At 63.8% G+C, this 20,796-nt stretch carries 16 protein-coding genes; 11 read left to right on the top strand and 5 right to left on the bottom strand.

The annotated features are described in order from the left end of the window. Window positions 1-289 precede the first annotated feature (289 nt). From ACFXN1_RS26615 to ACFXN1_RS26585, 7 genes are all read left to right on the top strand, one after another. The gene (locus ACFXN1_RS26615; protein ID WP_379439065.1) at window positions 290-1,294 is read left to right on the top strand and encodes a hemin ABC transporter substrate-binding protein; all 1,005 of its coding nucleotides are present in this window, start codon (window positions 290-292) and stop codon (window positions 1,292-1,294) included. 717 nt (window positions 1,295-2,011) lie between these two features. Further along, window positions 2,012-3,700, top strand: coding sequence for an MFS transporter (locus ACFXN1_RS26610; protein WP_379439067.1), 1,689 nt, complete (start codon window positions 2,012-2,014; stop codon window positions 3,698-3,700). Window positions 3,701-3,762: 62 nt separating this feature from the next. Beyond that, window positions 3,763-3,984: a hypothetical protein gene (locus tag ACFXN1_RS26605; RefSeq protein WP_379439068.1), complete on the top strand. Its 222-nt coding sequence runs from the start codon at window positions 3,763-3,765 to the stop codon at window positions 3,982-3,984. Window positions 3,985-4,377: 393 nt separating this feature from the next. Further along, on the top strand, window positions 4,378-6,765 hold the full coding sequence (locus ACFXN1_RS26600) for a nitrate- and nitrite sensing domain-containing protein (protein ID WP_379439070.1): 2,388 nt from the start codon (window positions 4,378-4,380) through the stop codon (window positions 6,763-6,765). A gap of 16 nt (window positions 6,766-6,781) precedes the next feature. Further along, window positions 6,782-7,228 carry a roadblock/LC7 domain-containing protein gene (locus ACFXN1_RS26595; RefSeq protein WP_379439071.1) on the top strand — a complete coding sequence of 149 codons (447 nt, stop codon included), beginning with the start codon at window positions 6,782-6,784 and terminating at the stop codon, window positions 7,226-7,228. Then, window positions 7,225-7,602 (top strand): DUF742 domain-containing protein, encoded by a 378-nt coding sequence (locus ACFXN1_RS26590; protein WP_379439072.1) that lies wholly within the window; start codon window positions 7,225-7,227, stop codon window positions 7,600-7,602. Before ACFXN1_RS26595 ends, ACFXN1_RS26590 begins: the two co-directional genes overlap by 4 nt. After that, entirely contained in the window at window positions 7,583-8,179 is a 597-nt protein-coding gene (locus ACFXN1_RS26585) for an ATP/GTP-binding protein (protein ID WP_379439074.1), read from the top strand. Before ACFXN1_RS26590 ends, ACFXN1_RS26585 begins: the two co-directional genes overlap by 20 nt. Before the next feature lie 100 nt (window positions 8,180-8,279). Here ACFXN1_RS26585 and ACFXN1_RS26580 read toward each other — a convergent pair whose 3' ends face one another. Both ACFXN1_RS26580 and ACFXN1_RS26575 read right to left on the bottom strand, forming a co-directional pair. Further along, window positions 8,280-11,378, bottom strand: a complete 3,099-nt coding sequence (locus tag ACFXN1_RS26580) for a protein kinase (RefSeq protein WP_379439075.1) — start codon at window positions 11,376-11,378, stop codon at window positions 8,280-8,282. A 170-nt stretch (window positions 11,379-11,548) separates the two neighbouring features. Beyond that, window positions 11,549-12,187 (bottom strand): TetR/AcrR family transcriptional regulator, encoded by a 639-nt coding sequence (locus ACFXN1_RS26575; protein WP_379439077.1) that lies wholly within the window; start codon window positions 12,185-12,187, stop codon window positions 11,549-11,551. Window positions 12,188-12,342: 155 nt separating this feature from the next. Here ACFXN1_RS26575 and ACFXN1_RS26570 point away from each other — a divergent pair, with 155 nt between their 5' ends. The 4 genes from ACFXN1_RS26570 (at window position 12,343) to ACFXN1_RS26555 (ending at window position 16,960) form a co-directional block, all read left to right on the top strand. Beyond that, window positions 12,343-13,413, top strand: a complete 1,071-nt coding sequence (locus tag ACFXN1_RS26570) for an alpha/beta hydrolase (RefSeq protein WP_379439078.1) — start codon at window positions 12,343-12,345, stop codon at window positions 13,411-13,413. Continuing rightward, window positions 13,410-14,390, top strand: coding sequence for an MBL fold metallo-hydrolase (locus tag ACFXN1_RS26565; RefSeq protein WP_379439080.1), 981 nt, complete (start codon window positions 13,410-13,412; stop codon window positions 14,388-14,390). Before ACFXN1_RS26570 ends, ACFXN1_RS26565 begins: the two co-directional genes overlap by 4 nt. A 28-nt stretch (window positions 14,391-14,418) precedes the next feature. After that, window positions 14,419-15,348 (top strand): fumarylacetoacetate hydrolase family protein, encoded by a 930-nt coding sequence (locus tag ACFXN1_RS26560; RefSeq protein ID WP_379439082.1) that lies wholly within the window; start codon window positions 14,419-14,421, stop codon window positions 15,346-15,348. A 304-nt stretch (window positions 15,349-15,652) separates the two neighbouring features. Continuing rightward, window positions 15,653-16,960 (top strand): lipase family protein, encoded by a 1,308-nt coding sequence (locus tag ACFXN1_RS26555; RefSeq protein WP_379463689.1) that lies wholly within the window; start codon window positions 15,653-15,655, stop codon window positions 16,958-16,960. 72 nt (window positions 16,961-17,032) lie between these two features. Here the strand turns inward: ACFXN1_RS26555 and ACFXN1_RS26550 are convergent, their stop codons facing one another. From ACFXN1_RS26550 to ACFXN1_RS26540, 3 genes are all read right to left on the bottom strand, one after another. Continuing rightward, window positions 17,033-18,463, bottom strand: coding sequence for a wax ester/triacylglycerol synthase family O-acyltransferase (locus ACFXN1_RS26550; RefSeq protein ID WP_379439085.1), 1,431 nt, complete (start codon window positions 18,461-18,463; stop codon window positions 17,033-17,035). 365 nt (window positions 18,464-18,828) lie between these two features. After that, window positions 18,829-19,722, bottom strand: a complete 894-nt coding sequence (locus tag ACFXN1_RS26545; RefSeq protein WP_379439086.1) for an SDR family NAD(P)-dependent oxidoreductase — start codon at window positions 19,720-19,722, stop codon at window positions 18,829-18,831. A 25-nt stretch (window positions 19,723-19,747) separates the two neighbouring features. Further along, window positions 19,748-20,791 (bottom strand): NADP-dependent oxidoreductase, encoded by a 1,044-nt coding sequence (locus ACFXN1_RS26540; protein ID WP_379439088.1) that lies wholly within the window; start codon window positions 20,789-20,791, stop codon window positions 19,748-19,750. Window positions 20,792-20,796 lie beyond the last annotated feature (5 nt).

The raw sequence follows: 20,796 nt of genomic DNA, 5'->3' as shown, positions 1-20,796 counted from the left end.
CGGCGCTCATCACAGGGCTACCGATCGGTTCGAAAATCGGGCAAAATACCTGGTCAGTCGCCCATTTCGGCGTGGTTCACGCCGCGTTCACCCCAGCCCCCTCGATTTCACCATGCGCACACGCCGAACCTGTCCTGTCAGGGGCACTTCGGCAGACGACAGGGGCGGCCGAGCGCTCACATTAATGCATCCTGAACACCTGAAAGCCGTTGCGGGAAAGGAACATGCACCGTCCGTCACACGAGAATTGAGTAGCGGTGGATGAGCTGCCGGCCGATACGCTGAGTGCGTGTTCAGCTGCGGCAAGCTCGGAATACTCACACTCGGACTGGTGGTCTCACTCGGGCTGGGGGCATGCTCGGCCACCGATACCGGCGACAGCGCCACCAAGAGCAATGCCACAGCTACGCTGGGAGACGCCAACCCGCAACCGATAGCCTCGGACCCGCACCCGACGCTCCCGGTCACGGCTCACAGTTTCGACGGCACCGACGTGACGATCCAGGACTCGAGTCGCATCATCGCCGTCGACAGGTTCGGCACCCTCGCACAGACCGTCTACGCGCTGGGCCTCGGCGGCCGTCTCGTCGGGCGCAGCACCTCTGCCAAGATCCCCGCGCTCGCCGGCCTGCCCAACGTCACCCCGGACGGCGAGGCCATGAGCGTGGAAGCCGTCCTGGCCCTGCACCCGACCGTACTGCTGACCGACACCACCACCGGCACTCCCGCGGTATTCGAGCAACTGCGCGCCACAGGGGTGCCGATCGTCTTCTTCGACCCGGCACGAACGCTGAACGGCACCGGCCCACAGATCCAGGCGATCGCCGATACGCTGGGTGTCCACGACCAGGGTGTCGCACTCGCACAGCGCACAACCGCCGAAATCGCCACCGCGACTGCGGCTCTCCCCGCAGAGAATCCGAAGTTGCGCATCGCATTCGTCTATCTGCGCGGCACGGCGCTCACCATGCTCGCCGGCCCGGGCTCCGGCGCGGACGCGCTGATCACCGGCCTCGGCGCGGAAGACGCGGGAACTGCGGCCGGACTCGGCGAACCCTTCGTCACCATCACCGGCGAGGCCATGATCGCGGCCCGCCCGGACATCCTCCTGGTCATGACCGACGGGCTCGATTCGATCGGTGGCACAACGGGATTGCTCAAACTCCCCGGCATCGCACAAACCCCCGCCGGGCACGCGCACCGGATCATCGACATGTCCGACAGCGTCCTACTCAGCTTCGGCCCCAACACCGGCAGAGTGCTGGCCGCACTCCGATCGGCGATATTTCGCTGAGTACCAGGGCACATAGCAGCCGCCGTAGCGGGTGCCGCCTGCGTACGCGCCTCATACGCGACGGCGTCGAGGCCGGCCCGCCGCAGCGCGACGCCGGATACGTGCTTTAGACAGGCACCGAAACCCTCCCGTTCGGGCCGAAATTCCATGCCTTGCCAGTCAGCACCCTGTGGAACGCGCGACCGTGATCGCCTTGAACAACATCAGGCCCGGCATTCGCCGAGCCTGATTATTTTCCCTGTGGAGCTGAGGAGAATCGAGCACCTGACCTCCAGCTCTGGGGCCCTGCTCACCTGTGGGACCGCAGCCGTGCGGCGCGGCCGCCTCTGTCGAGGCTGCCCTGCGAAAGTCCCGGACCGCTGTCGGTTGCAGAGCCGATGCTGGAAGACCGGACAGCCACCGCGCCCCGACAAAGAAGGTGGTACCACCAGTCCGGACACATGGGGGCCGTCACTCCGATCCCAACGGACGCACCGGACAAACCGTCAACTACATCCGCGCGAGTCTCCAAGAAGTAGCTGATGCGCTTGCGGCCATTGCAAATACTGTCCATCGAACCGAGGCGGTCCAATTACCGCCCATTGCACGGATCGACAACCGACACTGCACTCTCGATCAAGCATATCGGCACCACGACTGTAAAGGTGTTGGGCACGGAGAGTGACTGGCGCCACATCAGAGACTCACCCTGAACCGTCAGCTAATTTAGGGAATCGTATGACCAATGATCTTGCCCCTACAAAACCGTATGGAAATTGGATGTGGCAACGTCAGCTTGCGCACTATCCAGTCGGCCCGCGTCGGTACGTATATCTCGGTATCACCGTCATTGCAACGGTTGTCCTTTATTACGAGTTATATGTGCAGGGCGCAGTCGCTATCAACATCATGCGCGACTTTGGCATGAGCTTCACACAGTACGTGTGGGTCGCGGTCTCCTCGACGATAGCTGGTGCGCTGGCCTCCGTTGCCGCGGGGTTGGCCGACAGGTGGGGACGCGCCAACCTTGTGGTGGCCGGACTGTTCTCGAGCGGTCTGCTGGTATTGGTTGGCCTGCCGCATGCATCCAATAAGACGGCATATATGGTGATATTCGCGTTGCTGGGTGTCGTGGAGGGCGTGACGCTCGTGGCAACGCCCGCGCTCATCCGCGATTTCTCGCCGCAACTCGGTCGAGCGTCAGCCATGGGCTTCTGGGCATTGGGACCGGTGCTGGGCAGCCTCATCGTGACCGAGGTTTCCAGCAGCACACTCGATTCGCACCCTTCGTGGCAATTCCAGTTCTATGTCTGTGGCGTCGCCGGACTCATCGTGGCGGCCATCGCGTTCATCGGGCTGCGGGAATTGTCGCCCCGCCTGCGTGACCAATTGATGGTCAGTATGAACGATCGGCTACTCATTGAGGCCCGGGCAGCAGGAATCGATCCCGAAGCGGCGCTGAAGGGTGGATGGCGCCAGATGTTGAAGTTCGATATCGTGGGCTCTGCATTGGCCATCAGTCTGTTCTTGATGTTCTACTACATACTTGTCAGTTTCGTGATCGTGTATTTCGCAACCATCTTCGGCTACTCCGAAGCGCGTGCCAATGCGCTGGGCAACTGGTATTGGATCACCAATGTGATCGCACTCGTGGTGGCCGGCATCTTGTCCGACAAGTTGCGCGTTCGTAAGCCGTTCATGGCCGTCGGCACCGTTATCTCGATGATCGGTACCGGCATATTCGCGGTGTTGGCAACCAAGCCCGCAACCTCTTACTACACCTTCGCGGTGGTGTTCGTCGTCATCGCGATCGGTGTGGCTATGACGTACTGCGCGTGGATGGCGAGCTTCACCGAGACCGTCGAGAGGCATAATCCAGCGGCCACAGCCACCGGTCTGGCTGTATGGGGTGGCACGCTGCGCGCCTTCATCACAGTCGCACTGATCGTGTTCGCCGCTGCGTTGCCCGCCACGTCGGTGTTGGTCGATCGGGGTCCACAGGTCACCGCTCTCGCCGCGAAGTACCACGATCAAATCGCAACCGCGACTGCGGTGTCTCCCGTGGCGCTGGCTTCGCTGCAAAAGAACCCCGCTGATCCGGCGGCAGGCGCGGCCGCGGTGGGTGACCTGATGAAGGCAGGTCTGGCTTCCGACCCGCAAGCGGCGGTGAGCCGGTTGACGCAGTTGGCGACGAGGCCGATCCCCGCCGCTGATGCGCAGTATCTCGCAGCACATGGCGCGGAGGTGCAGCAAGCAGCAAAAGACAGCCCTCGCCAATGGCAGCGGTGGTGGTGGATCTGCTTCGCCTGTCAGGTTCTCTTCTTGCCGTTCCTTTTCATCATCGGGGGCCGTTGGAGCCCAGCACGCGCCCGTGAAGATGCCGAGCAGCATGAGGCTCTGGTCCAGAGGGAACTGGCCACGCTGTAGGTGGACTGCTGGTGCCTCATCCGGAAAGGTTGACACGATATGCGTGGGGATGGCGACCGGCCATGACTACCGAAGGATGGTTCCCGCCCGAAGGTGATGTCCACGTGCGAATCTGGCTGGCCGACGTGGTCTTCGACTACAGGGCCACCGCGGCGGCAGTACGCAACTTGATCCACGATTGGAGGCGAAAGCATTGGTTCACAATCGAATTGATACGCGCCACCATCGACGACTGTCGGTTGCTGCCGCGCCTGCCGTGCGAACAACTGTTCCTCGGACCGTGACCAGCGCGGTATAGCGCCGAGGGTTCCGCTTACTGAACCAACTTTTACGGAAATGACACCAGGCGAATGTCCCGCTCGAGATGCCAGCTCGGGCGGGACTCGGCGGGATGTGGCCCGGAGAAAATGATTGATACGACATCTGGGCGCGGGGGTTGTCGCTCTCGTGTCAAATCGTCTGGCCGAGGGCGTGTTCGGCTCCGATGGTCGCTCGCCAACCCTCTCCTATCACCCGGTCACCTGCTGAACGCTGATCGAATCCCGCTCGGCTCTGGATATCGGCGCGTCACCGAGTGCCGACCCAATCGACCAAGGAAAAGCGTTGAATAATCCGATCTTCACAGGACATCCTTCACTCTCGGTGCGAATTCGACTGCACCGCAAAGGGAGCACGCGATGCAGCAAGGCGTAGAAGCGCCCGTCACCCGATCGACGGGCTGGGCCCGCTATCGCGCCCTGCCGCGGTTTCGACCGCGTACGAGCATCCGGAGCAGGGTGCTGGCAATCGCGCTGATCCCGAGCATCATCTTGCTGATTACTGGCAGCTTGGTCGTGGTGTCGCTGGCAAGACAAGCACAATCGGCGCGCGATTGGTCGCAGTATCAAAGCAAGATCACCGACCCCAGCCTGGGATTTGTCAGTGCAGCCCAAGACGAGCGGACCGACAGTCTCCTGGCGCTGGCCGGATCACAGTCCGCCGCTGCGGAACTGGCGGTGCGACGCAACCAGACAACTACATCGGTCGCCGATCTGGGTCGGGCAGTCGCCGGGCTTCAGGACATCGATGCCGGCTCAGTCTCGAAATCCAGCGCCGCCTTCAAGGACCTGTCACAGCAATTGCAGCTCGTCAGACAGTCCGTCGACACGAAAAGTACCGACACAGGGAAGATCGACAGCTTCTATTCCCAGCTGGTAGCGGTTGTCTCCGCCGGCGTCCTGGAGAGCGCCGCTCGCAACGCACCCAACCACGAGAGTGTCGCGCAGCAATACGTCGCGGCAGCGTTGCTACAGGTCGCCGACCTTCATTCCCGCGCAGTCGGTTTGGCAACTTTTGCCGCAGTCCACGGCAACCCGGACCCGGCCCAGCAGCGCAGGATCGCCGCCCTCGACGGCGCGTTTCAAGAGCAGGCCAAGACCGTCGTTGCGCAGCTGCCCGAGCAGACAGCAAAGTCCTATCGGGATCTGTCCGGAAGCCGTCAGTGGCAACTTGCAGCCCTCGGTCGCGAAACCCTGGCAGAGGACGGCACCTTGTCGATGCCGTACCAAGACTGGTTGACCGCGGAGAAGGCGGTTGACGACGGATTGCTCGGATTGCTTCGGAACTACGGCGCGTACACCTTCAAGGCTGCCGATACGGCGGCTACCGATTCGCTGACGCGGTCGATCGTGGGCGGGGCCGCGTTGGCTGCCATGACATTGGCAGCCCTGTGGGTGGCTGCAACTCTCGCGAATCGACTCGTCACCAGGCTACGGAATCTGCGTTCACGCAGTCTCGAGCTCGCCGAGGAGGAGCTGCCATCTCTGATGCAGCGGATTCACAATGGCGAGGATGTCGATATCGAGGCCGAGACAACGGCTCTGGACACCAGGCCGGACGAAATCGGGCAGGTTGCGGCAGCATTCATCAGCGCACAGCGCACCGCTCTTGCGGCGGCTGTCGGCGAAGCACGTACCCGCTCGGGGTTCGGCCGAGTCTTTCTCGATATCGCCAACCGCAACCAGGCGGTGGTTCGCAGGCAACTTCAAGTACTGGATGCCGCCGAGTCCAAACAGACCGACCCCGAACAGCTGCAATACCTGTTCGACCTGGATCATCTGACCACACGGGCTCGACGAAACGCCGAAAATCTCCTCATCCTGGGCGGCGGCGAAGCAGCCAGGCGATGGCGAAAGCCCGTTTCACTCGAAGAGATCGTCCGCAGTGCGGTTTCGGAGACCGAACATCTGACCCGCGTCGGTGCCGTGCGTGTACCAGAGGTGTGGGTCGAGGGCCGGGCAGTCGCGGACCTTGTCCATCTGCTTGCCGAGCTCATCGATAATGCGACCGACTTTTCCCCGCCGGAGGCACCGGTCTCGGTGTACGGCAACGTCGTTGGGCGCGGAGTTGCTGTCGAGATCGAAGATCAGGGTCTCGGCATCCGGTTCGAGGAACGTGAGCGACTCAACGAACTCCTGCGGAATCCGCCCGACTTCCACGAGATGGCATTGGCGGGCAGACGAAACCTCGGTCTCTTCGTTGTGGGCCGGCTCGCACGCAGACAATCCCTCACCGTCAGTCTGCAGGAGTCCGCTTACGGTGGAATCAAAGCCATCACGCTGATTCCCGAAGGGTTGCTGCGGGAATCGCCCAGCGACGCAGCGCTTGTGCAGTCTCCGGACATCGCCGACGCTGATATTGGACGCAGCCGGGCCCGCCCCGCTCCCGCGACCAAGCCTTCAGGGTTCCGCGGCGGGGCCGACATATTGCCGGCGACCTCATCCTGGGAGGTCTCCGGTCCCACCGTTTCCATGGTGGACGACAACGGATTTGCCCACTCGTCCGCAGCCGACAGCCAACCCTCTGTGGGAGTTACAGGAACCGAGGGCCGCACCCAGCTACCTCGGCGGCAACGTCAGAAGCATCTGAAACGCGAGCTGCGGGTCGATGGTCGCCGACCGGAAGCCGACGTCGATCAGACGAGCCACGACGTTCGGCGGACTCCAGATGCCGTACGAGGTGCGATGGCTTCCTTCCAGCGCGGTACACGACAGGGCCGCGCGTCCTTTCCAAGTTCCTCTGAATGAAACGAGCAACCACACGATGAAGAACGAAACCCCTGTTCGGCTGGCGTCACCCGGATTGGACTGGCTGCTCGATGGTCTGGTCGACCGTGTCCCAGGCGCCGAGAACGCCGTGGCTCTCTCCACGGACGGCCTTCCGCTCGCCGCATCTCGCGGACTGGATCGTGAGCAGACCGAGCATCTGGCGGCCATGGGGTCCGCGCTGTGCAGCTTGGGCCGTGGTGTGGGTATGCGATTCGGCAAGGGCGCGCTCCAGCAAACCGTGATCGAACTCGACCAGGGCTATCTGGTCGTCACATCCGCGGGCTTCGGCACCTGCCTCGCATTACTCGCGGATCTGAGCGCCGATCTCGGCATGATCGCCTACGAATTGAACGTGATCGTGGGGCAGGTTCGTGATCAACTCTCGACCGGTTCACGAGTGCCCTCGGCCGGCAGTTCCCTTCGGACGCAACACCACCCATGAACGACAACGACATCGATTTCTGGCAGGACGACGACCCCGGTCCCTTGATCAGGCCGTTCGCGGTTACTCGCGGTCGCGCTGGTTCCGGAATCCACAACCTCGACCTGCTCACATTGGTGGTCGCCGTGGGGTCGGGGACAGCGGCGGTCACGTTGGAGCGGGAGTACGGCGCCATCGTGCAAATGTGTCAGGGCCGACCGTTGTCCATCGCCGAGATCGCCGCTCATCTGAATCTGTTGGTCGCAGCGGTGAAGGTACTCGTCAGCGATCTGATCAACTCGGGGTATGTCATCGTGAGATCTCCTGTGGCAGCAGGCAATCGCCCCGACTCCCTTCTCCTCCAGGCGGTGCTCGATGGCGTTCGCAAGCTCTGATTCGTTCGGCGCAGCCGGGCTGCAGACGGTTCAAGTGGCAAAACTACTTATCGCCGGCGGGTTCGGCGCCGGTAAGACCACCATGGTCGGCGCCGTCAGCGAGATCATGCCGCTCCGCACCGAGGAGCTGATCACCGACCTCAGCGTCGGCGTCGACGATCTCGCCGGCGTCGAGAACAAGACAACGACCACGGTGGCGCTGGATTTCGGCCGCATCACCCTCAGCTCGGAGGTGGTCCTCTATCTGTTCGGGACCCCAGGGCAGGACCGGTTCTGGTTCATGTGGGACGAGCTCTCAACGGGTGCGCTCGGCGCTGTCGTCCTCGCCGATACTCGGCGATTGGAGGACTGCTTCGCGCCGGTGGACTATTTCGAGTCCCGTGAAATGCCGTTCATCGTTGCGGTCAACTGCTTCGACCGCGCCGATGTCTATCTCGAGGACGAGGTCCGCGTGGCGCTCGACCTGCCGACGGATGTTCCCGTGATGCTGTGTGACGCCCGTAGCCGGGAATCTGTGAAGAGGGTGCTGATTTGCTTGCTGGAGTACGCGATGTCGGCAGGAGCGAGGTACTCGTGAGCCTCGTGAAGACCCACGACGGACCTGACGGCTACGGCGCGCTCGTCGCTGCCCGGCACAACCGTGCGGTTGAGTAGTTCGGCGACCGCGCCGGCGGTGATCAAGAGTCGGGGTCGTCCGCTGGAGGGTCGGGAGATTTGTCGTGCGTAGTCGAGATGTGTTCGCCGAGCGCGTAGTCCATAGCAGCGTCGAAACTGAGCCCTTCACCTTTCCGGCGAGCCGCGGCGAAGCTTCGCTCACTCATCGCCTGGCGGACTTTCTGTTCACACTCGTCTTGGTAGACGAGCAGGTCCGGGAAGAGCACCGGCGGACTCCCCACCGACTGGCTGAGCCGCTCCGCGGCTGCCGTGAGAACCACCGCTCGTTGAGCATCGTTACTGTCGGCGGCAATCCATGCCAGAGCTTGCATGCACAAGGTCGCGTTCAGGCGGTCCTGGACTTTACGTCCTGCCTCGAGAGCCTGCCCGAGTTGTCGAATCGCTCGGGCGTGATCACCTTGCCGCCACACCACAATCGCCTGCGCCCACAGCATGTACGACCGGAACCCAGATTCTCCCCGCGTCTCGGTGATCGCAAGCGCGCGCTCGTAGCATTCGATCGACTTCTCCGTGTCGTCGAGCAGCAAGTACGTCAGCCCGAGGACGCCCAACGCCATGAGCAGGAAGGCGAGGACGTCCCTTTCGGCGTATACCTGGGCGGCTTTCTCGAGATGCGGACTCGCCTCGGAAGGATTCCCGCGGAACACATGGAGAAGTCCGTCGGCAAGGTCTATATGTGCGTGGGCCAAGGGGTCGGTGGTCCGGTCGATGAGCGCGTGCCCGTCACGCATCGGAGCGGCCATTGCATCAATGTCGCCCTGCATTCCGGCCATATAGACACCGAGGCAGAGCGCAGCGGCGCGGTCGACGGTAGCTTGGTCCGACTGGCAGGCCAGAAATCGGTCCAGCCAGCGCCTGCCCTCGGTGATCGAACCGTGAGAGTGCCAGAAGGGGAAGAGAGTCGTGGCGATCCGGGTTCCGATTTCGGGGCTGTCGGACACGCAGAATTCCATCGCCTGCCGTAGATTCGGTAGCTCCCGACCGAACCTGGTAATCCACTCGAGTTCCCGGGGACTGACCCAATCGTCTTCCGCGTCGAGGGCGAGCTTCTCGTACCAGTCTCGGTGGCGGCGGCAGAGTTCAACGTATTCGCCCGACGCTCGGGCCTTCTCGAGGCCGTATGCACGCACGGTCTCGAGCATTCTGAACCGCACCGCGACACCCGCCTCCTGCCGTGTCAGGATCGATTTGTCGACGAGGAAGGCTTCCGTGTCCAGGAAATCCTGTGCCGTGAGGCCATCGCCACAAACGTATTGCGCCGCATCGAGTTCGAAGCTTCCGGCGAACACCGACAGCCGCACCCACAGCTGTTGTTCGGCCGGGGTGCACAGGTCGTAACTCCAGTCGATACACATGCGCAGGGTCTGTTGCCGCGACGGAGCGTTCCTGCTGCCGCGGGTCAGCAATGCGAAGCGGTCGGTCAACCGCTGCAAGATCTGCTCGGGCGACATCGCCCGCAGCCGGGCCGTCGCCAGCTCGATCGGCAACGGCAACCCATCCAGCCGCTGACAGATTCGCGCGATGGTGACCTTGTTGTCCTCGGTGAGCTCGAACCCCGCGACAGCCGCGCGACCACGTTCGGCAAAAAGTGTCATCGCGTCGTTTCGGGGCAGGCCACTGGATAGCTGATCGGGGTCAGGGATCGACAGCGGGGGAATCGGCAGCACCGCTTCACCGCCGAGGCCGATCGGCTCACGGCTCGTCGCAAGAATCCGCAGGCCGGCACACGTGCGAAGCAGCGATTCAGCGAGCGTCGCGACCCTATCCACCAACTGCTCGCAGTTGTCCAATACAAGCAACAGTTTCCGCGGCGCGAGGAAATCGACGAGCGCTTCGTCGACCGGCCGCGCGGCGCGGTCTCCCAATCCCAGTGCGCCCGCCACCACACCGGCCAACAGTGACGCGTCACGTAAGTCGCCCAGCTCCACAAAGGCCACGCCGTCGGGGAAATCGCGTTGCACGGTGGCGGCAACCCGCACCGCCAGGCGGGTCTTTCCTACCCCACCGATCCCGGTCAACGTCACCAATCGCGAGGTAGACAACGAATTCTTCGCCTCGATCAGCTCTGCGCTCCGATCAACGAAACTGGTCAGCTCCAGCGGAAGCCCACCGATTCGGCCCGACCCCGACGGCGGATGGCGGTGGGACACGTGCCCTGCCGAGGAGGACTTCGGGCGTCCTGCCGCATGTTCTGCTTCGGACCTCGTGGCCAGACCCATCTCATCGACGGGGAAACCATGGCGAAATTGGGATGCCTGGAGTTGTTCACCCAATTCTGCCGCTGAGGGGCGACCCGCCGGCTCGCTGGACATGGCACATTCGATGATGGTGCTGACATCCTCGGGAATGCCGTGCTCACGCGGGTCCGGAGCGGGCTCGGCCGTAATTCTGAGGAATTGGGCCACCAACTGCTCACCGCTGCGTCGTTCGAACGCGGCATGACCGGTGACCGCAGCGAACAATGTCGCACCCAGACCGTAAATATCCGTCGCGGGACTCGGCGGCTCGCCGGCCACCACCTCGGGAGCAGTGAACGCCGGCGTACCGGTCAGAAACCCGGTGGCAGTAACGAATCCGCCCGCAATATGGGCGATTCCGAAGTCCGTCAGCGCAGGATCGCCGTAGTCGTTGTAGAGGATGTTCGCGGGCTTGACGTCACGGTGGAGCACCCCGCGGCGGTGTGCAGCCTCCAAGGCCCCGGCCATCCGCACCCCGAGCCGGAGCGCTTCCTGCAGCGGGAGCGGTCCGTGATGGCGGATCCGCGCGTCGAGAGAGCCTTGGGGATAGTAGGGCATGACGATGAAGGGGCGACCGTTATCGGTGGCACCAGCCTCGAGGACATTGACGATATTGGGGTGCCCGGTCAGCCTGCCCGCCGCACGCTGCTCGCGGAGAAAGCGCGCCCGATTGTCCTCGTCGAGATCGGCGGTGAGCACCTTGACCGCCACGATCCGGTCCAGCGAACCCTGCGTGCAACGATAGACAACACCGAAACCACCACGGCCGATCTCCTCGGCATCGTCGAACCCAGCCATCGCTAGTTCCGCCACGACCGAACCGGATACGTCGCGTTGCGTCGGAAACGGATCGACGTCGCTCATCGACTACACCTCACCCCAAGAATATCGCCGGTCGACCCGTCGGAGACCGACAAGTAGCCGGAGGGGGTTGCATGGTCAGGCCAGCTCAAACCTGCGACGTCATGATCGTGGCTTCGAACCGCACATGAGCAGTAGCCGCGGAGGCGAGGGGCGTCCCGCGCAAGAGTGCATTACGGGCGAGCGTTCACGTTGCGGGCCAAACCATCGAGGATCAAGCCGAGCTTGGCGTGCAGGGCGGGAGCAAGGGGGAACGGGATGCGGCTGTGCTCAGCGGCTTGGAGCCAGCGTTGAAGGGTGTCCGTGTAACAGGCGGACAGGACCTCGGCGACGATCTCGGCCTCGGGCGATGGCTCGAATTCGCCAGATGCTTGTCCGTTCCGGATAGTCACCACAAACGACTCGAAGACCGGGAAGGGGCCTTCGAAGGTGCCCAGTTCGGTGAGCCAGCCCATGGCGAGGACCTTGGCCATGCGCGGGTCGGTCTCATTCGCATGCGCTAATGCTTCGAATTGCAAAGCCAATTGGTCCCGCGCCGACTCCCGGTCCGCACCATCGACAAGCCATGCTGAAGCCAGGGCGCGGCGATCGGCGGCCCACACGGCGAGCATGTCCTGCTTTCGCGCGAAATGGTTGTACACCGTGCGGCGAGCCAGGTCAGCGCGAGCAGCGATCTGGTCGACGGTGGTGGCGGCATACCCCTGGTCTGCGAATAGCTCCAATGCTGAAGACAGGATCCGGTCGCGAATCTCCTGGCGACGCCGATCGCGACGGTCGGCTGGGGGTCCTTCTGCCACGGCTCGCGCCGACATGGCCGTGGGATCGGTCCGCTCGCTCACTCGCTCTCCTGTCGTCGATCTTCCGTAAGCATAATTTGCACTCTTAGTGCATGCATGCACTCTGTGTGCATACACTTCGGGCATGGCTGCGAGAACGAGGTCCGCGGCTGCAGGTCCGGAGGTTCACCATGGCATTCACCTTCCCCATCGACGCGCAAGAGTTGATCGATGAACGCGCAGCTCAATGGATCGGTCAGGGCGTCCAGCCCGGGGTGGTTCAACAGGTACGCGGCCGCATCACCAACATGTGGCTGGACGGCCCTGGAGGGTGGGCACACGAATGGTCCGCAGCCGCAACGCAGGCCGAACAGGACAGCGATCCACTGTCGGCAGCCTTGCTCTACGGTGTCGCGAAGTTCCCTGTCCTGGCCGATGATTCACATCGACGTGCATACGACAACCAGCTCCGCACCTATCTCGCTGCGGCCGAGCACCTTCCGGTCGCGTTCGAACGCCACTCCGTCGATGTGCCGTTCCGGGCATCGTCGGTACCGGTGGCCACACACCTGTACCAGCCCACGGATCTCCCGGACGACGCACCCCTCGTGCTGGCCCTCAGCGGCGTCGACACCTGGAAGGTGGAACTGCATCGCACCGCCGTCGGCGCCGCGCAGGCAGTGCGCGCTCGGATCGCAACCGTCGACATGGCCGGCACCGGCGAGTCGCTGGTACCCAACGGCCCCGACGGCGAGCTGTATCTGGTCGGGGTTATCGATTGGCTGCGCAAACGTTTCCCGGCGAGCCGAAAAGTGGGAGCCATCGGCTTCAGCTTCGGTGGGCACTGGACCACCAAGCTCGCACTCACCCGACGTGTGGACGCGGCCGTCAGCATCGGCGGCCTCGTGGAAGCGGCGTTCTCCGCCGAGAACGTCACCGCCCTCCGGTTCGGTATGGCGGGAATCTTCGGCAATTCGCTTCGGCTGGACGTTGCCCCCAGCCCCGCGCAACTCGTCGAAACCATGGCGTCGTTCTCCCTGCGCACCCAGGGGCTGCTCGACAATTGGGGAGCCGATCCGATCCCACTGTTGTCGGTCAACGGCGACCTCGACCAGCATGTGCCGACGGCGGATACGACCGTGCTGGAAGACCGCCCGAATACCATCGCCCGGCTGGTCCCCGGCGCATCGCATTGCGCCGCAGAGCGTCTCGGTGACCTGATGCCCTGGATTCTTGATTGGCTGCGAGCGGAGCTGTCATGAGCGACGTCACGAAATCCATTGCAGCAGTACGGAACACCAGTACCGCATCCCAATTCGGAACGCCCGGCGGCCAACTCACCGAGCTGCGCCGCGGTGTCTACGCCTGGATACAACCCGACGGCTCCTGGTGGATCAATAACGCCGGTGCAATCGCGGGCGGCAATGGTGTCGTGCTGGTCGATACCTGCGCCACCGCCGAGCGCACACACGCGTTTCTGAACGCCGTCGACACCGCAACCTCCGGAACGCCCGTTCGCGCGGCCATCAACACCCACGTCCACGGCGATCACACCCATGGCAATGCTCTTCTCCCGGACACTGCGCGGATCATCGGTCACCGGGAGACCCGGGACGGCATAGCATCCGACACGGTACTGACCGCTCCCCCACCGGTGTGGAATCCCATGCCGCACTGGGGGATCGACCGCCATCGGCTCCCTGATGTAATCGCAGACGGTCCGCTGTCACTGTTCGCCGGTGACCGCGAGATCATCGTCCAACATCCCGGATATCACGCACACACCAGCGGCGACCTGATCGCCTGGCTGCCGCATGAACGCATTCTGTTCGCCGGTGACCTGCTGTTCAACGAGGTCACTCCGTTGGCATTCATGGGATCGATGGAAGGGGCCCGTCGGGTTTTGACCTGGATTGCCGAGTTCGAACCGGCAGTGGTCGTTCCCGGCCACGGTCCGATCATCGAACGCACTGAGCTCAGCGGGGTTCTCGACGCACACGACCGGTACTACCGTTTCGTCCTCGACACAGCCTGCGAGGGCCGCGCAAAGGGCTGGACACCGCTGGAGTCTGCCCGCAACTGTGACCTCGGCGCATTCGGACACTGGGGTGACCCGGAACGGATCGTGCTCAACCTCCATCGCGCCTACTGCGACGCCGACGGCACCGATCTCGATCCGGCAGCCGCCTTCGCCGATGCGGTGGCATTCCACGGAGGCCCTCTGCGCTGCCACGTCTGATCACGGAAATCGGTACAGGAGTTCCACATTGCGATACATCACCTATGTACACGCCACTGACGGCGAGCGAGTAGCCGTACTCGAAGACAACAACGCCTTCGCCCTCGAACCGGGACTTCGATTGATCGACCTACTCGGCGACGACGGCGAGCGGTTGCACGAAGCAGGCCGCCGAGCCCTGGCCGATCCACGCCAGGTACGCGCCGTCTCGGAGGTGACACTGCGCTCACCAATCCCGCAGCCACCAACCGTCCGCGACTATATGACGTTCGAAAGCCATCTGGAAGGGGTCATGAAGCTGACCGACCCCCGAGCGGCGATCCCCGCTGAGTGGTACCGCGCCCCCGCGTTCTACTTCACCAACCCCTACGCGGTGATCGGCCCGGCCGACCCCGTACCGATCGCACCCGGCAGCCACGCATTCGATCTCGAACTCGAGGTCGCCGCCGTCATCGGTCGGGCAGGCAGCAACATCCGAGCCGAGCGAGGCGAGAACCACATCGCCGGCTACACCGTCATGATCGACTGGTCGGCGCGGGATCTCCAATTCGACGAAATGCAGGTTCGACTCGGTCCGGTCAAGGGGAAAGATACCGCCACCACGCTCGGGCCCGCGCTCGTCACCCCGGACGAGTTGGAGTCGGCACGATCGGGCACATCCTTCGATCTCGCAATGACCGCGTCGATAAACGCCACCGCTATAGGCCAGGACACGTTGGCGTCAATGCACTTCTCGTTCGGCGAGATGGTGGCGCATGCCTCCCGCGGTACCTGGGTCAAACCTGGAGACGTGCTCGGATCGGGCACCTGCGGCGGCGGATGTCTCGCAGAGCTGTGGGGCCGGAAGGGCCGCGATGCGCATCCGGCTTTGGCCCCCGGCGATTCCGTCACGGTCACCGTGGACCGGCTGGGTTCACTGACGACGCGGATAGCCGCGGATTCCGAAGTGGCCGGCTAGCAGCCACTTCGAGCGATCGAAGCACATCCGGCCCGGAACGACGGACATGATCGCGCTCCGCGGAGCCGCCAATCGTGAATTCCCCTCCGGCAGAGGAATTTTCATCGACTGAAATTCGACTCGCTGGTTGTTGATCGCCCAGTGCACAGATCGACAAGTGACGCTGCGCTCTCGGTCAAGCGCGTCGTGAGCGCAGCGGTGAAAGTGGTGGGCGCGGCGAGTGACCGGCGCCACATCACGGGGTGGAGACGTATCGGTTCTCGTGGCGTGCGGGCAGCGCACGCCGTGGAGAGGACGAGCAACCATGGGATTGCGCAGGCGAATAGCGGCATCTTTCGTGGCCGCGGCCGTTATGGCGGTATCGGTCGCGAGCACTGCAGCCGCCCGGCCGAGCGGCGACTTCTACGATCCACCGGCACAACTACCAGCGGAGCCCGGACAGATAATCCGTTCCGAAGCCTTCACACCCGCAGTGCCTGCGATCGGTGACAGCGGGCTCGAGGCGGCCACCGCACTACGAATCATGTATCGCAGCAATGACACTCACGGCGATCCGCTCGCGGTGACAGGATCATATTTCGAACCGATCGCATCCTGGCGCGGGCCGGGACCTCGGCCTTTGATTGTCGTGGCACCAGGCACCGTTGGCCAAGGTCCCCAGTGCGCTCCGTCGAAGCTGTTCGGCGATCTCGCGCATTACCAGCCGCCCTTCATGACCGCATACGAGGCGACCACCGTGTACCCGCTACTGGCGCTCGGAGCGGCAGTCGTCATGACGGACTATGACGGATTGGGCATGCCAGGGGTGCACGATTACGTCAATCGGCTCGCCGAGGCCCACGCGGTGCTCGATTCCGCCCGGGCCGCAAGGAATCTGCCGGACGCGGAGATCACGGAGCGAACACCGATCGTGCTCTTCGGCTATTCGCAGGGTGGGCAGGCGTCCGCTGCTGCGGCCGAGCTCCACAGCGCATATGCCCCCGACCTGAATATCGTCGGCGCCTACGCCGGCGGCGTTCCCGCAGACCTGCGCGCCAATTTCGCGGGCGGATCCATCGATAGCGGCCCCCTCGCCGGGGCGGGCGGCGCCACAGGACTGATCGGGTACTTCCTCAACGGCGTATACGCCGACTACCCACAGATCCGTCCCGAGATCGACAGAATGCTCAACGATGCAGGTTGGGCGATGCTGCGCGCGGCGGCCGGAATGTGCATCCCCGAAACGACACTACGCTTCGGCTGGCATCCATCGAACGAATTCACTTCCAACGCAATGAGCTTCAGTGAGTGGATCGCCAACTCACCACTCCTGGGCGAAATAGTTGATGAGCAGCGGCTCGGCGGCGCAATACCGGATATGCCGGTGCTGCTGATGAACTCCACCTCAGACGACGTCATGCCGTTCGAGCCGGTGCGCCGCCTCGCGCAGCAGTGGTGTGCACGCGGTGCCACAGTGCAGCTGACCGCGATCGATTCGGTGCCCTCCCTGCTGCCGAGCAGCGGTCTCAGCCATAGCCTCGCCGATCTGCCTGCGATGATCGACGCGCGCGACTGGATCATGCGGCTGTTGAGCGGTGCCCCAGCGCCGTCAGACTGCACCGACCTGCCATGAATCGAGGGGCTCGGATGCGCAGCCCGTGAATAGATTTGGCCCGGCGACCGTAGTCGCCGGGCCGCGGGTGCCCTACCGCACCAGTTTCAGCAGCTCCCGGTGGCTGCGGTCGTAAGCATGCGCGAGCTGCCATGGATCGGCGTCGGCGCTCGCGTCGACCACGAATCCCACATTCAGCTCTCCGTCATAGCTGAAGACGATGACGCTGAATCCGAACCCTTCGACCACACCTCCCACCGGATAGATGGCTTCGACTCGTTCACCGAAAACCGCGACCGGTCCCGAAGGCCCGGGCACATTAGAGATCACGGCATTCGCGGTCGCCCCCGTGAGGCCGGCGAGACGGGACGCCGCTCGTGAGGCTCGCAGGAACAGCGCAGGCAGCACTAGATCGTTGGCACCCTCGATTGCCGACAGCGGGACCGCATGTTGGCGGGCCTTTGCAAGACGCAACGTCTGATGTGTACGCCTCAGCATCGATTCAGGATCGAGTTCATCGGTTCGCAGCTCGACCAGCATCACTTGGACGTGGTTGCCGTCTTCGGTGGCGTCGGCGGAGCGCACCGACATCGGCACCAGTGCGACCAGCGGCTCGTCGGGAAGTTCGCCGAGTTCGGTGAACCAGTCGCGAACGGCACCCGCCGTGGTGGCCACAATGACGTCGTTCACGGTGACCCCGTAGTGCGCCTTCAACCGCTTGACCTCGTCGAGCGGCACACGGGTGAACGCCCATCGGCGTTGACCGAGCGGCGGACGATCGCACCTCGTGCCCGGCACACGCAGTTTCGGCGTATCGAGACCGTCTCCCCCGGCTGCGATTCGGCTCAACCGAGCCACCCTGCGCACGGTGCCGGAGAGAGTTCCCGCACCTGGCACGACCCGGAACGGCATGAGGTGATCAAGGTAGGGAACCGACCGAGCCCCGCCGCGTACTGCACGAAGTACCTGGTCGGGCAGGCTCGACAACCCTTTGGTCAGCAAATCCCAATTGGAGGGCACGGGCTCGCCGGGCGGCATCGCAGGGTGCCGCAGAGGGGTCGGAAGCGGCTGATCGAAGAGCACGGAGTGCGCGCGCAGGCCCGAGATACCGTCCACCGCAGCGTGGTGCAGTTTGAACATGATGGCCCGGCGGCCTCCCTCCAGCCCGGTGATCAGGTACAACTCCCACAGTGGACGCGTGCGATCCAGTGGCTGGGAAACGATCTCGGTGACCAGCTCGGCCAGCGCACGGTCGTCGCCCGGACTCGGCGCCCTCACCTCGCGCACGTGGTGGTTCAGATCAGGGCTCGGCTCATCAGCCCAATACGGAAAGTCCAGCCCGAATGGCACATTCACGAGTTTGCGCCGCAAAATCGGCGCGAGATGCATGCGTTCGTCGATCCGGTCGTGAAGCAGCTGCCGCGTAATTTGCTCAGTCCCGTTGCTGGGCGCCAGAATCGACACCGAGGCCATCTCCAGCCGCTGTGTTGCGGTCTCGACCGCCAGCATGAACGCGTCGGTCATGGACAGCTTCTTCATTTGTATCTCCCCGCTGGATCCGTATGCCGTCATCGCTGGGCTCGGTTCCCGAGAAGGGCGTGAACGCCGCACCGGCCGCGGGGGCGGACCGGTCGGCAGGTGAGCCCGATCTCAGGCACCCCTGCCTTGTGATGCATACAACTCTTCCAGCGTCGTACCGAGCTCCGCTTGTCCCACCGCGCAGATCAGGTTGCCGATTCACGCAAACGCTGCCGCCATTCAATATGGCGGCAGCGCTGTGGGTTTCGCGTGTGCACAGGTTCGGAACGCGTAGTCGCTGCGGGCGGGTTCGAGCCCAATTCCGCTGGCGGATTCGGTGATGACAGCTATCGATGTCGACACGAATCTTTCTAATCCGTGGCGGCACCGTCCACTCGGCGCTGCTGCGCGACCAGCGCTCCTCGGCTGAAACCTGCTGCGAAGGCGCCCCTTTCACGCACCTTGGCCTCGGTCAGAGCATCCACTTCAACTGCGATGCGGCGGAACGGTCGATCGATGAGTGACCACAGCACGCCCCGTAGCACGTGTTGGATACGCAGCGAGCGCGGTACGAAGACGCGCCGGGCACGGCCGTTCACGCCACGCGCCAGCAGGTCGGCCGCCATCGCCACCGGGTAGGTCCTGGCCGCGGCACCGGGAAGCTTCCGGCGCATCCGCGCCAGATCGGCGTGCTCACGATCCCCGTCTCGCACCATCGGGGTGTCGATGAACATGAGATAGGCGATACCGACGTCGATTCCGAGATGGGCGACCTCGGTTCGCAGGGTGTTCAGCAATGCCTCGAGGCCGGCCTTGCTCGCACCGTAGAACGCCTCGCCCGGAGGGCTCATGATCGCGGCCGCCGAGGCCACGCCGAGCACGTAACCGCGGCTGACGGCAAGGTGAGGCAGGCAGGCGTGCAGGAATCGCCAGTTGCCGGTGAGGTTGACATCCAGTTGGACTGCGAGCACATCGGGATCCAGATGCCTTGCCGCGCCGACCGTTCCGATGCCCGCATTGGACACGGCCACATCGATCCGGCCGAATCGTTCGATAACGGCGGCGACCGCCGCAGCGACGGAATCGGATCGCACGATGTCGCAGGGGACGGCGGTGGCCGCGTCACCGATCTCGGCCGCGGCCCGTTCCGCGGCGGCACCGTCGATGTCGAGCAGGGCCACCCGGTGGGTCCGAGCCAACCGGCGAGCGAGTTCGAGCCCGATTCCGCTGGCGGCACCGGTGATGACAGCTACTGGTGTGGACACGAATATTCCTTACTGCGAACGAGTCTCAGGCGGGATCGGCTACTTTGAGGACGAGCTTTCCCGGCTTCTTGCCACTGAACATGGTGGGCAGCAGTGCAGGCGCATTGTCGAATCCCTCGACGATGTTCTCCTCGACGTGCAGGCGACCCTCGGCCACCCATTCGGCCAGCTGGGCCGCGCCTTCGGCCAGGCGGTCACGGTAAAAGAAGAGCAGGATCCCCTGGACGGTCAGCTGGTGGGTGCAGATCCGCATGTAGTTCTTCGGCCCCGGCACCTCCACATCCGTATAGCCGGACGACATTGCACCGCAGATCAGCACCCTCCCGAGAGGGGCCATGTGGAGCAGCAGCGTATCCAGCATTTCGCCGCCCACATTGTCGAAGTACGCATCGACTCCGTCCGGGCACAATTCCTGCAACCGGGCGGCGATGTCGTCGTTCTTGTAGTCGATGGCCGCGTCGTACCCGGCCTCCTCGACCACCCAGCGGCATTTGTCCGGGCCACCCGCGATACCGATCACCTTCTTGGCACCGAGCGCCTTCGCGATCGCCCCTGCCAGGGAACCGGTGGCACCGGTGGCGGCCGAGACCACGACGGTGTCACCGGGCTTCACCTTCAAACCGTCGACGACGCCGAAGTATGCGGTCAGTCCGCCGACGCCGAAGACCCCGAGATTCCATGACAGCGGATAGTCGGCGAGCGGCAGTACTCGCAACGGCATCGGCCCGTCGCTGCGTGCGACCACATAGTCCTGCCAGCTCATGAATCCTTCGACGAAATCACCGACCACGTAGGCGGAATCGTTCGACGCGACGGCCTGCCCGATGCCCATCGTGCGCATCGGTTCGCCGATCTGAACAGGTGGCATATAGCCGCCGTCGTCGGTGATCCAGATCCGCTGACTCGCGTCGTATCCGAAATACAGTGTGCGCACGAGCACTTCGCCATCACCGATGGTGGGAATGTCGGTCTCGTGGTATCCGAAGTCGTCCGGCTCGACGTCACCGGCGGGACGGTTCACCAGACGCCACTGGCGATTGATCAGGGCAGGGGAAGTGATTTGCGACATTTCTA

Origin of the sequence: Nocardia sp. NPDC059154 (assembly GCF_042755705.1) — a bacterium.
Taxonomy (GTDB): domain Bacteria; phylum Actinomycetota; class Actinomycetes; order Mycobacteriales; family Mycobacteriaceae; genus Nocardia.
The sequence above is the reverse complement of the archived record's forward strand: the minus strand, read 5'-3'. Positions and strand labels throughout refer to the sequence as shown.